Below are 13,407 nucleotides of genomic sequence, written 5' to 3' on the forward strand. Positions count from 1 at the left end.
ATTTCAGGCAAAAAAAACGCCGCATGTCTTATGCGGCGCAAGGTGTTGAGAAGCCCGGCTCACGCTCCGGACCTCCCGGGGGAAGCGGCCGATCAGGAATCGGAACGGCTGTCAGCGGCGGCCTTGGCAGTCTGCTCGGCGGACTGGGCCTGCTGCTGGGCAATCACTGCTTCGTTGGCCTTGACCATCTTGTCGGCCATCAGACGCGATTCTTCGGCGAAGCTCAGCTGAGTGAAGGACAGCGAGCAGACGGACAGCAGGGCAGCAACATAAAGCGAACGGGACATGGCGGTGATCCTTTCTGAACACCCGATTGGTCGGGGTTGATGAAAGGTTACGGCGCAACAGTCCCTCGAAAAATAGCTAGCTAACCAACAAAGCATTGCCTAAAAAGCAACAATCCGCACCGATCGTCCGGGAACACCGATATAGAGCGGCTGCGACGATCCGCCACGCTAGCCCTTTGCCTTATGCCCAGTTGACGGGATCGTTGAGCGCTGCTTCGTCTTCCTCGAAGACCTTGGGCAACTCCGCCTTGAGGAACTCGACCCAGGTGCGGATCTTCGCGTCGAGGAAGCGCCGCGACGGATACAGCGCATAGATCTGCCGCACGTGCAGGCTGTGCCGGGGCAGCACGCGCACCAGCGAGCGACGGCGCAGCGCGGGCGCGGCGACATAGCTGGGCAGCAGACAGATACCCATGCCGGCGGCGGCCGCGCCGGTCAGCGCCTCGGCGACATTGACCATGAAGGTGTCGCGCGGGCGGATCACGCCTTCCTCGTTGCCCTCCTCGAACGCCCAGCCTTCGGGGAAGGTCGGGTCCTGCAGGCGCAGGCACTGGTGCTGGTGCAGATCGGCGACGCTGGTCGGGGTGCCGCGCCGCTTGAGGTACTCGGGGCTGGCGCAGAGCACGCTGTAGATGGTGCCCAGCGTCTGGGCGACAAACTCGGAGTCGGGTAGCTCGCGGTCGCGGGTGATCACCACATCCTGGCCTTCCTCGAGGATGTCCGGATGGCGCTGGGCCAGGGTCAGCTCGATGTAGACCTCGGGGAAGGACTCGCAGTAGCGCGAGATCAGCGGGATCAGGTGCTGCTGACCCAGGCCGGTGAGCGAATGCACGCGCAGGCGGCCACGCGGTTTCAGGTGCGCGCCGCTGGCTTCGGCCTCGGCTTCCTCGACGTCGGCGAGGATTTCCCGGCAGCGCAGCAGGTAGCGTTCGCCGGTCTCGGTCAGCGCCAGGCGTCGTGTCGTGCGGTGCAGCAGGCGGGCTTCGAGCTGGGATTCGAGGTCGGAGACCACCCGCGAGACCTGGGCTGTGGATAACCCCAGGGCGTTGGCGGCGGCGGTGAAACTGCCGGCATCCACCACCCGGACGAATGCCCGCATCGCGTGAAGTACGTCCATGCTTCCCCCTGCTTGTTCATTCTTGTCGGAGGCGCCTGTAGGAGACGACAACATTGTTGTCCGCGCCGCAAAACTGAATCGCAGTATAGGGTCGTTTTTTACCGATTGTTACCACGTATAGTGCTGGCCAGGTCGCTGCAGCAACGTTGGGCATACCAGGCTCATCGTACGGCCGCCGATACACCAATCGACGGCTATCTCCCCCGCGCATATCCGCTGCAGCGACTGATTCTTTCTCCAGGGGCGGTCATCTTCGCGGATGACCGCCCTTTTTCATGTCCGCAGTTTGAGCACCGAGTTATCCCTGCAGGAGCGGGCCATGCCCGCGATCGCGCGCATGGCGCGCTCCTGCAAGGTGAGTCCGCAGCCCAGCCGAGGAAGCACTCAGCGCGGCAGCGGGTACAGGCGCTCGTCGAACTGCTCCAGGCGCACGAACTCCAGTGGCTGGTCGCTCTCCAGGTGCTGCAGGCGGTCCTGGTACTGGCGCAGGAAGTCCTGGCGCGCCTCGTTGCTGATGTAAGGCACGTGCCAGGCCACGAAGGGCGGCAGCACGGTCATGCCGGTGTAGGCCAGGGTGCCGCGCAGGATCGGCCGCAGCATGTCTTCCAGCGGGCCGTGGATGGCGCCGTCACCGAACATGTGGTCGCGCCCGCCAAGCGTCACGCTGACCAACGCCTTCTTGCCGGCGAGGCCGCCCTGGTCGTAGAAGCGCTTGCCGCCGTAGCAGATGCCCGAGACCAGCACGCGGTCGAACCAGCCCTTGAGGATGGCCGGCGCGGAGAACCAGTAGATCGGGAAGTTGAAGATCACCAGGTCCGCCCAGAGTAGCTTGTCCAGCTCAGCCTGGATGTCGGCGGCGATGGTCTTGGCCTTGGCGCCTTCACGTTGCTCCAGGGCATAGACCAGATACTCGGGGTTGGCGCGGGCGCCGAAGTCGGCGGCGCTGGCCACCGGGTTCCAGTTCATCGCGTAGAGGTCGGAGACCTGCACGTCATGGCCCTGGCCGCGCAGGGTTTCCTCGGCGAGCTGGTACAGCGCAGTGCTGAAGGATTGCGGTTCGTTGTGGGCGTGGACGATCAGTACGTTCATGTGGATTCCTGGCCAGAAAGGCGGTACCTGGCGGATCGGCGTGCTGGCTCGGCACCCTTTCCCCAGCCCTCTCCCTGAAGGGAGAGGGCGTATTCATGTTCATCCTTCAGCACCGTCTCCCGCCGGTAGCACCGAAGCGCTTTTGCCCCCCTCCCGCTTGCGGGAGAGGGGTGGGGAGAGGGTGCTCTTCAGGCGCTCAGAGCTGAATGGCCTTGAGTTCGACGAACTCGTGCAGGCCCTGCTCGCCCCATTCGCGGCCGTTGCCGGACTGCTTGTAGCCGCCGAACGGCGCCCGGTAGTTGAAGGCACCGCCGTTGACGAAGCATTGGCCGGCGCGCATCTGCCGGGCGAGGCGCAGGCCATCCTCGCGGTCACCCGCCCAGACGGCGCTGGACAGGCCGAACGGCGAGTCGTTGGCGATGGCAATGGCCTCGGCCTCGTCGGCGTAGGGAATCAGGCACAGCACCGGGCCGAAGATTTCCTCGCGGGCGATGCGCATCTGGTTGTTCACCCCGGCAAAGATCGTCGGCTGCACATAGTGACCGCGTTCCAGATGCGCCGGGCGCTCGGCGCCACCGCAGACCAGTTGCGCGCCCTCTTCCTGGCCGACGTGGATGTAGTCGAGCACCGTACGGCACTGGCCGCCCGAGCACATCGGGCCGAGGAAGCTGTCCGCATCCTGCGGATCGCCCATCTTCAGCGCGAGGGTTTCTGCACGGGCGATTTCCACGGCCTCGGCATAGCGATGGGCCGGCAGCAGCATGCGGGTCAGTGCGGTGCAGGTCTGCCCGGAATTGATCATCACGTCCTGCACGCCGTGGCGCACGGCGGCGGCCAGGTCGGCATCGGCGGTGATCAGGAACGGCGACTTGCCGCCCAGCTCCAGGCACACGCGCTTGACCGTCGGCGCCGCGGCTTCGGAGACCTTGACGCCCGCGCCAGTGGACCCGGTGAAGGACACCATGTCCACGTCCGGATGCCGCGCCAGGGCTTCGCCGACCTTGGAGCCGGGGCCGCTGACCAGGTTGAACACGCCGGCCGGCAGGCCAATGGCGTGGACCATGTCGGCGAGCAGGAAGGCGTGCAGCGGGGTGTCCTGGCTTGGCTTGACCACCACGGTGCAACCGGCGGCGAGTGCCGGGGCGAGCTTGCCGATCAGCTGGTGCAGCGGGTAGTTCCAGGGGTTGATGAAGGCGCAGACGCCCACCGCTTCCTTCACCACCAGCGAGTTGCCGACCTCGCGCACCTCGTCCATGTGCGCAGCCATCGCGGCGTAGCTTTCCAGTCCCTCGATCGGCCCGTCGACCTGCACCATGCGGCACCACTGCACGGGCATGCCCAACTCGGCGGTGATCAGCACGGCCATCTCGTCGGCACGAGTCTTCAGTTGTTCGGCGAGGGCGCGGATATAGCCGGCGCGCACGTGGGACGGGGCCTGCGACCAGGCCGGGAAGGCACGGCGCGCGGCGTCCACCGCGCGGTTCACGTCGCCCTCGCCGCCCAGCGGCACGCGGCCGACGCATTCCTCGGTGGCCGGGTTCTGCACCTCGGCCAGGCCCTGCCCTTGCGGCGCCACCCAGGCGCCGTCGATGTAGAGCTGTGTGCGGTCACGCATAGCGTCTTTCCTTGAGAGTCTGTTCGGAATCGGCTGCGCGTCGGCCACGCAGCGTTGAAAGCGCCTTCGGCATGCTCATTTACAGCTCGTAAACTCCGCTGCCTCAGCCGCTTTCGCCTTGCGTGTCGCTAGCTCGCCAGCTTCCGAAGGGACTCTCAGCAGTTCGGCAGCGCACAGGGCGATGCGACGGCAGGCTTCGCGCAGCGGTTCGGCGCCGAGCACCAGGCCCAGGCGGATGTGCCCGGCGGCGCTGGGGCCGAAGGCTTCGCCGGCGAGCACGGAGACGCCGTGGCGGTCCAGCAGCACATCGGCGAAGTCCTGGGCCGACAATCCAGTGGCGCGAATATCCACCATCACGAACATGCCACCGTCCGGGCGCAGGGCGCGCACGCCGACGCAATCGGCGAGGCAGTCGAGCACCAGGTCGCGACGCTGGCGGTAGGCCTCGCGCATGGCTTGCAGTTCCGGCAGCTTGGCGTCCAGCGCAGTGCAGGCGGCGTCCTGGATGAAGTCGGGCGAGCCGTAGAGCATGCACAGGGCGAGATTTTCCAGGTGCGCGCAGAGCTCGCGTGGGCCAACCACCCAGCCCACGCGCCAGCCGGTCATGGCGTGGGATTTCGACAGGCTGTTGAGGGTCGCGGTGCGCTCGGCCATGCCCGGCAGGCTGGCGGGGCTGATGTGCTCGCCGTCGAACAGCAGTTCGCTGTAGACCTCGTCGGAGATCATCCACAGGTCATTTTTCACGCACAGCTCGGCCAACTTCTCCCAGGTGGCGCGCGGCAGGCTGGCGCCGGAGGGGTTGTGCGGGCTGTTGATGGCCAGGGCGCGGGTGCGCGGGGTGATCAGCGCGGCGACGTCCTCGGCCTGCACGCGGAAGCCGTGCTCGGAACGCACCGATACCGGGATGACCTTGGCGCCGCAGGCACCGAACACTGCTTCGTAGGTGACGTACATCGGCTCGGCGACGATCACCTCGTCGCCCGGGTTGAGCACGCACTGCGCCACGGCGTACAGCGCGCACTGGGCGCCGGCCAGCACCACCACTTCATCGGCGCTGACGGCCTGGCCGCTGCGCTGGGTATGACGGCGAGCGATGGCATCGCGCAACGAGCGCTTGCCGCGCACGTCGGCGTAATGGGTGTTGCCGGCCAGCAGGCTGTCGATGGCCGACTGCACGATGGGCACCGGGGTGTCGAAGTCCGGGTCGCCCACCGACAGCAGCAGGATGTCGTCGCCCTGCTCCATGCGCGCCAGGGCGCGGTAGTGGATGTCCCAGGCGGCAGCGCCGTCGCCGGCGATGCGTTGGGTGAAGTTCGAGTAGCGCATGGGAATCTCCTTGCGGCGCCAGCGCCTGTACGGCCCGGCGAGTGCGACGGGCCTACTTCGCGCAGGCGTGTTTCAGCTCGATCAGGGTCACGCCGGGGTGGGCGAAACCTTCGCGCAGGTCGCGCTCCAGTTCGTCCAGGCTCTGCGGCTGGCGCATCTCGCAGCCGTAGGCGCGGCCGAGCAGGGCGAAGTCCGGGTTGCGCGGCAGGACGCCGATGGGCTCGATGTCCAGGCCGATCATGTCGTCGCGGATCTGCCCCAGCGCATCGTTGTTCCACAGCAGCACCACCAGCGGGCTGTCCAGCTCCTCGGTGGCGGTGGCCAGCTCCTGCGCGGTGTAGAGGAAGCCGCCGTCACCGACCAGCACCAGGCCGGGACGCTCCGGCGCACCGAACTTGGCGCCAATGCCGGCGGGCACGCCGTAGCCGAGGGTGCCGTAGCCGGTGGGGTGCAGCCAGCCGCGCGGGGCCTTGCTCGGGTAGAGGTAGTTGGCGGTGTAGGCCAGCTGGGTCATGTCGCTCGCGATGAAGGCGTTGTCCGGCAGGACCTTGGCGATGCGCTGCAGGATCGACTGGTGGATGCGTTGCAGCGGCGCATGGCCGGCGTCGATCTGCGCGCGCAGTTCGGCAATGCGCGACTGCGCTTTCCCGGCGTCGCGGGTCGCACTCGGCAGCGCGGCGAGCAGCGCCTGGGCGGTAGCCTTCGAGTCGCCCAGCAGCGCCACGGCGCTCGGGTAGCAGTCGTTGAACTTGCGCGAGTCGACGTCGACGCGGATCACCTCGCCGGTCAGCGGCAGGCGGTCGCGCCAGAAGTCGGTGTCGGCCATTTCGGTGCCGATGGCCAGGACCACGTCGGCCTCGGCGATCATGTCCCAACCGGCCTGGGTGCACAGGGTGGCGCCGGCGGACAGCGGCGCTTCCGGCGCCAGCAGGCCCTTGCCGGCGACACTGGTGAACAGCGGTGCGGCCAGGCGCTCGCTCAGCGCAGCCAGGGCATCGGCGGCATGCACCGCGCCACCGCCGGCGATGATCATCGGGCGCTGGGCGGCCTGGAGTTTATCCACAGCCTGCTGGAGCGCGTCGGCGCTCGGCTGGCCGCGGCCGGCGCGGCGCACGACTTCGTGGGTCCAGTCGCGGGCGACCGGATTGGCCAGCACGTCCAGCGGCACGGAGATATGCACCGGGCGCGGGCGCTCGCTGTCGAACACGGCGTAGGCGCGGGCGATCAGCTCGGGCAGGTCTTCGGCGCTCAGGGCGACGGCGGAAAACGCGGTGATCGGCGCGGTCATCGCGCGCTGATCCTGGGTCTCGTGCAGGCAGCCCCAGCCCTTGCCCAGGCTGGCGGTGTGGTTGACGCTGGAGATCACCAGCATCGGGATCGAATCGGCATAGGCCTGGCCAATGGCGGTGGCGGCGTTGGTCACCCCTGGCCCGGTGATGATGAAGGCCACGCCGGGCTTGCCGCTGACGCGCGCATAGCCGTCGGCCATGAAGCCGGCGCCCTGTTCGTGACGGGTCAGCACGTGGCGGATGCCGCTGCCAGGCAGACCGCGGTACAGCTCCAGGGTGTGCACACCGGGAATGCCGAACACGGTGTCGACGCCGTAGTTGGCCAGCAGGCGTACCAGGGCCTGGCCGCCGGTGAGTTTCTTGTCGTTTTGCATGAACGATCTCCCGAACTGTTCTTCGGCGAATAACCGCGAACGGCTATTCGTCCTAATCGTTGGGGCCTACGCCGAGTGTCCGGCGTGCGCCACTTTTGCTCCCTCTCCCTTCAGGGAGAGGGCTGGGGAGAGGGGCTCTTGTCGGTGACACCGAGTTCCGGGCCTACCACCCTCTCCCCCAGCCCCTCGCCCGCAAGCGGGAGAGGGGAGCGTTCGTGCTATTGCCTCAGGTCCGCTGCCGATCATTCAGCGGTGCGGATAAGCGCATCCACCGCCACGGCGCCCTCGGCGTCCGCCAGCAGCGGGTTCACGTCCAGTTCCAGCAGGTTGTCCACGTGCTCGCAGGCGTAGTCGGCGACGGCGCGGATGGCCTCCACCAGCGCCTCCAGGTTCACCGCCGGGCGACCGCGGAAGCCAGTGAGCAACGGCGCACTGCGCAGGCTCAGCAGAGCGTCGCGGATCGCCGCGTCGGTGGTCGGCAGCAGCAGGCTGCGGCTGTCCTTGAGCAGCTCGACGAGGATGCCGCCGGCGCCCAGCACCAGCGCCAGGCCGAAGCCGTTCTCGCGCTTGATGCCAACGATCAGCTCGGCCAGCGGCGGGTTCGCCATGCGTTCCAGCAGCACCTGGTCGAAGGGCACGCCCGGTGCGTGACGGGCGATGTTCTCGCGCATGTCGAACAGCGCGGCTTCCAGCGCTGCCTCGTTGCGCAGGTTGAGCGCCACGCCGCCGGCTTCGGTCTTGTGCGGCAGCTGCGCGCTGACCACTTTCAGCGCCAGCGGGAAGCCGACATCGGCGGCCGCTTCGCGGGCCTGGGTCGGCGTGCTCAGGGCGGCGCGCGGCAGCGGCAGGCCGAAGGGCTTAAGTGCCTGCTTGGATTGCCACTCGTCCAGCAACCGGCCTTCGCCGTCCAGCGCCTGCGGGCAGAGCGGCACCAGTGCGGCTTCGCCACGGGCCAGCAGCACGTCGCGGTGCTGACGGTAGTGGGCAATGCGGGCCCAGGCGGCAAGGCCGTCTTCCACGCCTTGCAGCGCGGCGACGCCGTGGGAATGCAGCAGCTCGCGAGCATGTTTGGGCAGCAGTTCCGGCAGCGCGGAGGCGATGAAGCCGACCTTGTCGTGACGCTTCAGCGCGGCGCAGTACAGCTCCAGCAGCAGGTCGCATTGCGGTCGCTCGCCGGTTTCCTCGCCGGGGTAGTCGAGCACCAGCAGGGCGGCATCGGCGTCGGTCTGCAGGGCGCTGTCGAGCATGCGGTCGAGCGCCGGGCCGTCGCCCCAGATAGCGGTGGTGAAGTCCAGCGGGTTGGCGATGTTGGCGTAGTCCGGCAGCACCTGGGCCAGTTCGACGCGCTGCGCGTCGACCAGCTTGGGCAGGCTCAGGCCGTTGCGTTCGGCGTAGTCGGCGATCAGCCCGGCGTCGCCACCGGAGCAGGCCAGCGCGGCCAGGCTCGGTCCGGCCGGCAGATTGCCGCAAGCGGCCGCCTTGAGGGTTTCGATGAAGCTCACGGGGCCGCTGACGCGGATCACCCCGAGACGGTCGAACAGCGCGTCATACAGCGCGTCGGAGCCGGCCAGGGAACTGGTGTGGCTGAGCGCGAGCTCGGCGCCGATCTCGGAAACACCGGTCTTCAGGGCAATCACCGGGATGCCTTTGTTCAGCGCCTTGAAGGCGGCACGGGCGAAGCCGGGGACGTTCTTCAGGCCTTCCAGGTGCAGGCCGATGGCGGTGACGCGCGGTTCGTCGAGCAGCACGTCCATCAGCTCGGCCACGCCCAGCTGCGCCTGGTTGCCCACCGATGCCATGTAGGCGATGGGCAGCGAGCGGTCGCTCATGGACAGGTTGTAGGCGAAGTTGCCGCTCTGGGTCAGCACCGCCACGCCCTTCTCCACCAGGTGCCCGCCGTGGGCCACTGGCCACAGCGCGGAGCCGTGCAGGTAGTCAAGCAGGCCGTAGCAGTTGGGGCCGAGCAGGGCCATGTCGCCGGCGCTGGCGAGCAGACGGCGCTGCAGGGCTTCGCCCTCGGCGCCGGTCTCGGCGAAACCGGAGGCGTAGCAGATGGCACCGCCGGCGTCCTTGGCGGCCAGTTCGGCAACGGCCTGCAGGGTCAGGTCGCGGTTGGTGGCGACGAACACCGCGTCCGGCCCTTCGGGCAGATCGGCGATGCTGCGCACGCAGGGCACGCCTTCGAGTTCGTCGTATTGCGGGTTGACGAGCCACATCTGGCCGGCAAAGCCGCCTTCGGCGCAGCGCTTGAGCGCACGCGCCATGCTGCGGCCGCCGATGAAGGCCAGGTGCCGGGGCGCCAGCAGGCGCTGGAGGTTTTCGCGTTTCATCGCACGGGCCTCAACGCAGCAGCGGACGCAGCAGTTCGCGGGAAATGATGTGGCGCTGGATTTCCGAGGTACCTTCCCAGATGCGCTCGATGCGCGCGTTGCGCCAGATACGTTCAACCGGACCTTCGTCCATCAGGCCCATGCCGCCGAAGATCTGCACGGTCTCGTCGGCGACCTTGCCCAGCACTTCGCTGGCGAACAGCTTGGCCATGCCGGCTTCGCCGTCGGTCATGCTGCCGCGATCCATCTTCCAGGCGGTGTGCAGGGTCATCAGCTCGGCGGCACGGATCTGCGTGGCCATGTCGGCGAGCTTGAAGGAGATGCCCTGGTAGCTGCCGATGGCCGCGCCGAACTGCTTGCGGTCGGCCGACCACTGCAGTGCCAGGTCCAGCGCGCGCTGGGCCTGGCCGACGCAGTTGGCAGCCACCATCACGCGGCCAGCGGTGAGCCAGGCGTTGGCCACTTCCCAACCCTTGTCGACTTCACCGAGGACCTTGGAGGCCGGTACGCGGCAGTCGTCGAAGAAGATCTCGTAGGTGTGGTAGCCCTTGTTGCTCACACATTTCGGGCCACGGCGCACGGTCATGCCGGCGGTGCCCTTGTCCACCAGGAAGGCGGTGACGGCGTTGCGCTTCTTGCCATTGCGCTCGAAGGTGTCAGTCACCGCGAAGACGATGGCGAAGTCGGCGTGGCCGGCGTGGCTGATGAAGTGCTTGGAGCCGTTGATCACGAAGTCGTCACCGTCACGCACGGCGCGGGTCTTGATCGAGTTGGCGTCGGAACCGGCGCCCGGTTCGGTGAGGGCGAAGCAGTCGATCTTCTCGCCCTGCACCACCGGCAGCAGGTAGTCCTGGATCTGCTCGCCCTTGCAGGCCATGAGGATCTTCGAGGGACGCGCGACGAACACATGCAGCGCCCAGGACACCTTGGACAGCTCGCGCTCGACCAGCGCCTGGGACAGGTAGTCCAGGCCGCCGCCGCCGACTTCCTCGGGCATGTTGAAGGCATAGAAGCCGGCCGCCAGGGCCTTGCCACGAATCTTCGCCGCCAGCTCCGGGGACACCGCGTCGGCGCGGTCCACTTCTTCTTCGTAGGGCAGCAGCTCTTTCTCGACGAAAGCCTTGACCGCCTCGACGAGCATTTCCTGTTCCTGGGTCAGTTGGAAATCCATCACATCACCTGCAGCCGTCAGCGGCCTTTGAATTGGGGGGAGCGTTTCTCGGCCACGGCGCGCAGCGCCTCGGCGGCATCTTCACTGCGGCCGCAGAGCAGCCCGGCGGCCTGCTCGGCCTCCAGTTGCTGGGCCAGGGTGCGGGCGGCGCCGTCGCGCATCAGACGCTTGGTCTGGGCGAAGGCGAAGGTCGGGCCGGCGGCCAGGCGCGCGGCGAATTCGCCGACCTGGGCCTGCAGCTGATCGTCCGCGACCACGTCGCCGACCAGGCCGGCCTTCAGCGCGCGCTCGGCGTTCCACAGTTCGTCGAGGAACAGCAGGCGCTTGGCCGCCTCGCTGCCGATCAGGCGCGGCAGGTGCCAGCTGGCACCGGCGTCCGGGCAGTAGGCCATGCCGGTGTAGCCAGCCTTGAAGCGTGCGGAGGCGCCGGCGACTCGGAAGTCGCAGCACAGGGTCAGGTCCATCCCGGCGCCGACGGCGGTGCCGTTGACGGCGGCGATGGTCGGCTTGTCCAGGCCGTGCAGGCGGCGCATCAGGGCGTGGGCGGTTTCGGTCCAGCCGTAGGTTTCCAGCTCGCCACGGGCTTCGGCCTCGGCCCATTCGGCAAGGTCGGCGCCAGCGCAGAAGCTGCGGCCTTCGCCGCTGAGCACGATGACGCGCACGGCCTCGTCGGCCTCGTAGGCGTCGAGCAGGGCCAGCAGGTTCTTGAGCGTGGGGACGTCGAGCGCGTTGCGCTGCTCGGGGCGGTTCAGGGTGATCCAGGCGATACCGTCCTGGACCCGGCTGAGCGGGGATGGCTGAGTCATGCTGCCCTCGTTCTTGTAGTCGTTTGCTGAGGCGGATGAAGCGTTGGAGCCAATACTAAACACTTGTTCAGCAAGCCGGCAATCCACCCGAATGGGTGGCTTGTAACGCCCGGTCAATCGACGGGAAGGCCGCGCGGCGCGGGGGCTGAGGGGTTTTGAGGGGAATCGCGGGCAGGTTTGTTACAACTTCGAACAATCGTTCAGCAGCGAAGCCGCCCTGCAGGAGCGAGGGGATATCCACGACCCAGCCCGCGCCGATGTGGTTCGCGGGCATGGCCCGCTCCTGCAAATGCCCTGGCTCCAGAAGCACAGAAGCCCCGCGACGCGGGGCTTCTCCAGTGCGGAAAGACTCAACCGAGGCTGGGCACCACCTCTTCACCCAGCACCCGCCCGCGCTTGCGCTTGAGCAGGTAGTAGGCGAGGTAGCACGCCGCCATGAAGCCGAAGCCCCAGTACAGCGACGGACGCTGGGTCGGGTCCATGGCGAGGAACACGAACAGCGAGCAGCAGATCGCGATGCACGCCAGCGGGATCAGCGGGAACAACGGTGCTGCGTACTTCAGGTCGGCCACGGTGCCACCCTTGGCCATGTGCTCGCGGCGGAAGCGGTACTGGGCGTAGGCGATGACGATCCAGGTGACGGTGCCGGCCATGCCGCTCACCGCCATCAGCACCATGAACAGGGTGTCGGCGGCGACCACGCTGGTCAGCAACGACAGCAGGGCGAAGGCCAGGCTGATCAGCAGCGCGTAGAGCGGCACGCCGCGGGCGCTGAGCTTGGACAGCTTGCGCGGCGCCATGCCGGTCTTGGACATGGCCCAGAGGATGCGCGTGGAGGCGTACAGGCCGGAGTTACCCACCGAGAGAATCGCGGTCAGGATCACGAAGTTCATCAGGTCGGCGGCGTAGGGGATGCCGACCATGTCGAACACCTGCACGAAGGGGCTTTCCATCAGCCCGGCCTGCTTCCACGGCACGATGCAGGACAGCACGGCAATCGCCAGCACATAGAAGATCAGCACGCGGAACACCACGTTGCGCACGGCGCGCGGGATGCTCTTTTCCGGCTGGTCGGTTTCGCCGGCGGCGACGCCCATGATCTCGCAGCCCTGGAAGGCGTAGACCACCGTCATCATCACCGCGAACACCGCAGACAGACCGTTGGGGAACAGGCCGTCGCCGACCAGGTTGGACAGTCCCGGCGCGGTCGCGCCGCTGTTCAGCGGGATGGCGCCGAAGATCACCAGCAGGCCGACCACGATGAAGCCGAGGATGGCCGCGACCTTGATCCCGGAGAACCAGTATTCGGCCTCGCCGAAGGCGCGGGTGGCCAGGGCGTTGAGGGAGAACAGCACGACCACGAAGAAACCCGACCAGAGCCAGATCGGCACCTCGGGAAACCAGCGGGTCATCAGCATGCCGGCGGCGGTGAACTCCAGGCCGACGGTCGAGGCCCAGCTCATCCAGTAGACCCAGCCGATCATGAACCCGGTGGCCGGGCCGATGAAGCGCGTGGCATGCGCCTGGAAGGAACCGGAGACGGGCATCTGCACCGACAGTTCGCCCAGGCAGACCATCACCAGGTACATCAGCAGGCCCGCGACCAGGTAGGCGAGGATGGCGCCCATCGGGCCGCCGGAACTGATGGTGACACCCGAGCCCATGAACAGGCCGGTGCCGATGACGCCGCCCAGGGACAGCATGAAGATGTGGCGGCTCTTGAGCGCGCGGGTGAGCTGGATCTTCTCGCCGCTACCGGCGTGACGGGACTCAGACATGGCGCACCTCCGGGAAACGGCGGGCGCGGCTGAGCTGAACTCTACGTTGGATCATTATTGTTATCTCCAATCAATCAGAGGCCGTGGCTCGGGCACGGATGCCAGCGGATTATTGGAAGACGATGTAAGGCGGGGTTGTTCGCCAGGATCGAAGTTGTAGAAAGATGTAAGGAATTTGTGCAGGCCGCGTGGGGCGCGAATTTCAAGGCTTTTGATTTGGTAGGA

The 13,407-nt window shown here is 67.4% G+C and carries 10 protein-coding genes and 1 pseudogene; all 11 read right to left on the reverse strand.

Features of this window, described 5'->3' with window-relative positions; all coding sequences use genetic code 11:
• Nucleotides 1-92: 92 nt before the first annotated feature.
• The 11 genes and pseudogenes from AC1ZV1_RS29810 to AC1ZV1_RS29860 all read right to left on the reverse strand — a co-directional run bounded on the left by AC1ZV1_RS29810 (nt 93) and on the right by AC1ZV1_RS29860 (nt 13,182).
• On the reverse strand, nt 93-287 hold the full coding sequence (locus tag AC1ZV1_RS29810; protein WP_484294895.1) for a hypothetical protein: 195 nt from the start codon (nt 285-287) through the stop codon (nt 93-95).
• Nucleotides 288-468: 181 nt separating this feature from the next.
• On the reverse strand, nt 469-1,404 hold the full coding sequence (locus AC1ZV1_RS29815) for a LysR family transcriptional regulator (protein ID WP_484294896.1): 936 nt from the start codon (nt 1,402-1,404) through the stop codon (nt 469-471).
• A 384-nt stretch (nt 1,405-1,788) separates the two neighbouring features.
• Nucleotides 1,789-2,493, reverse strand: coding sequence for an NAD(P)H-dependent oxidoreductase (locus AC1ZV1_RS29820; protein ID WP_484294897.1), 705 nt, complete (start codon nt 2,491-2,493; stop codon nt 1,789-1,791).
• Between the two features lie 196 nt (nt 2,494-2,689).
• Nucleotides 2,690-4,108, reverse strand: a complete 1,419-nt coding sequence (locus tag AC1ZV1_RS29825; RefSeq protein WP_484294898.1) for an aldehyde dehydrogenase family protein — start codon at nt 4,106-4,108, stop codon at nt 2,690-2,692.
• A gap of 156 nt (nt 4,109-4,264) precedes the next feature.
• Nucleotides 4,265-5,434: pseudogene (locus tag AC1ZV1_RS29830) on the reverse strand (pyridoxal phosphate-dependent aminotransferase); the annotation flags it as partial.
• A gap of 52 nt (nt 5,435-5,486) precedes the next feature.
• Entirely contained in the window at nt 5,487-7,097 is a 1,611-nt protein-coding gene (locus tag AC1ZV1_RS29835) for a 5-guanidino-2-oxopentanoate decarboxylase (RefSeq protein ID WP_484294899.1), read from the reverse strand.
• A gap of 242 nt (nt 7,098-7,339) precedes the next feature.
• Nucleotides 7,340-9,427 carry an acetate--CoA ligase family protein gene (locus AC1ZV1_RS29840; protein ID WP_484294900.1) on the reverse strand — a complete coding sequence of 696 codons (2,088 nt, stop codon included), beginning with the start codon at nt 9,425-9,427 and terminating at the stop codon, nt 7,340-7,342.
• Nucleotides 9,428-9,437: 10 nt separating this feature from the next.
• Complete coding sequence (locus tag AC1ZV1_RS29845; RefSeq protein ID WP_484294901.1) at nt 9,438-10,598, reverse strand: acyl-CoA dehydrogenase family protein; 1,161 nt, start codon at nt 10,596-10,598, stop codon at nt 9,438-9,440.
• 17 nt (nt 10,599-10,615) lie between these two features.
• Nucleotides 10,616-11,404 carry an enoyl-CoA hydratase/isomerase family protein gene (locus tag AC1ZV1_RS29850; RefSeq protein ID WP_484294902.1) on the reverse strand — a complete coding sequence of 263 codons (789 nt, stop codon included), beginning with the start codon at nt 11,402-11,404 and terminating at the stop codon, nt 10,616-10,618.
• 67 nt (nt 11,405-11,471) lie between these two features.
• On the reverse strand, nt 11,472-11,678 hold the full coding sequence (locus AC1ZV1_RS29855; protein ID WP_484294903.1) for a hypothetical protein: 207 nt from the start codon (nt 11,676-11,678) through the stop codon (nt 11,472-11,474).
• Between the two features lie 76 nt (nt 11,679-11,754).
• Nucleotides 11,755-13,182: an amino acid permease gene (locus AC1ZV1_RS29860; RefSeq protein WP_484294904.1), complete on the reverse strand. Its 1,428-nt coding sequence runs from the start codon at nt 13,180-13,182 to the stop codon at nt 11,755-11,757.
• Between the last annotated feature and the right edge of the window lie 225 nt (nt 13,183-13,407).

The organism is Pseudomonas sp. BB438 (assembly GCF_057180225.1).

Bases quoted from the DNA above. Each gene is read 5' to 3' on its own strand.
- AC1ZV1_RS29860 (WP_484294904.1), bottom strand. From the start codon at position 13,182: ATGTCTGAGTCCCGTCACGCCGGTAGCGGCGAGAAGATCCAGCTCACC.
- AC1ZV1_RS29840 (WP_484294900.1), bottom strand. From the start codon at position 9,427: ATGAAACGCGAAAACCTCCAGCGCCTGCTGGCGCCCCGGCACCTGGCC.
- AC1ZV1_RS29810 (WP_484294895.1), bottom strand. From the start codon at position 287: ATGTCCCGTTCGCTTTATGTTGCTGCCCTGCTGTCCGTCTGCTCGCTG.
- AC1ZV1_RS29820 (WP_484294897.1), bottom strand. From the start codon at position 2,493: ATGAACGTACTGATCGTCCACGCCCACAACGAACCGCAATCCTTCAGC.
- AC1ZV1_RS29815 (WP_484294896.1), bottom strand. From the start codon at position 1,404: ATGGACGTACTTCACGCGATGCGGGCATTCGTCCGGGTGGTGGATGCC.
- AC1ZV1_RS29855 (WP_484294903.1), bottom strand. From the start codon at position 11,678: ATGCCCGCGAACCACATCGGCGCGGGCTGGGTCGTGGATATCCCCTCG.
- AC1ZV1_RS29825 (WP_484294898.1), bottom strand. From the start codon at position 4,108: ATGCGTGACCGCACACAGCTCTACATCGACGGCGCCTGGGTGGCGCCG.
- AC1ZV1_RS29845 (WP_484294901.1), bottom strand. From the start codon at position 10,598: ATGGATTTCCAACTGACCCAGGAACAGGAAATGCTCGTCGAGGCGGTC.
- AC1ZV1_RS29835 (WP_484294899.1), bottom strand. From the start codon at position 7,097: ATGCAAAACGACAAGAAACTCACCGGCGGCCAGGCCCTGGTACGCCTG.
- AC1ZV1_RS29850 (WP_484294902.1), bottom strand. From the start codon at position 11,404: ATGACTCAGCCATCCCCGCTCAGCCGGGTCCAGGACGGTATCGCCTGG.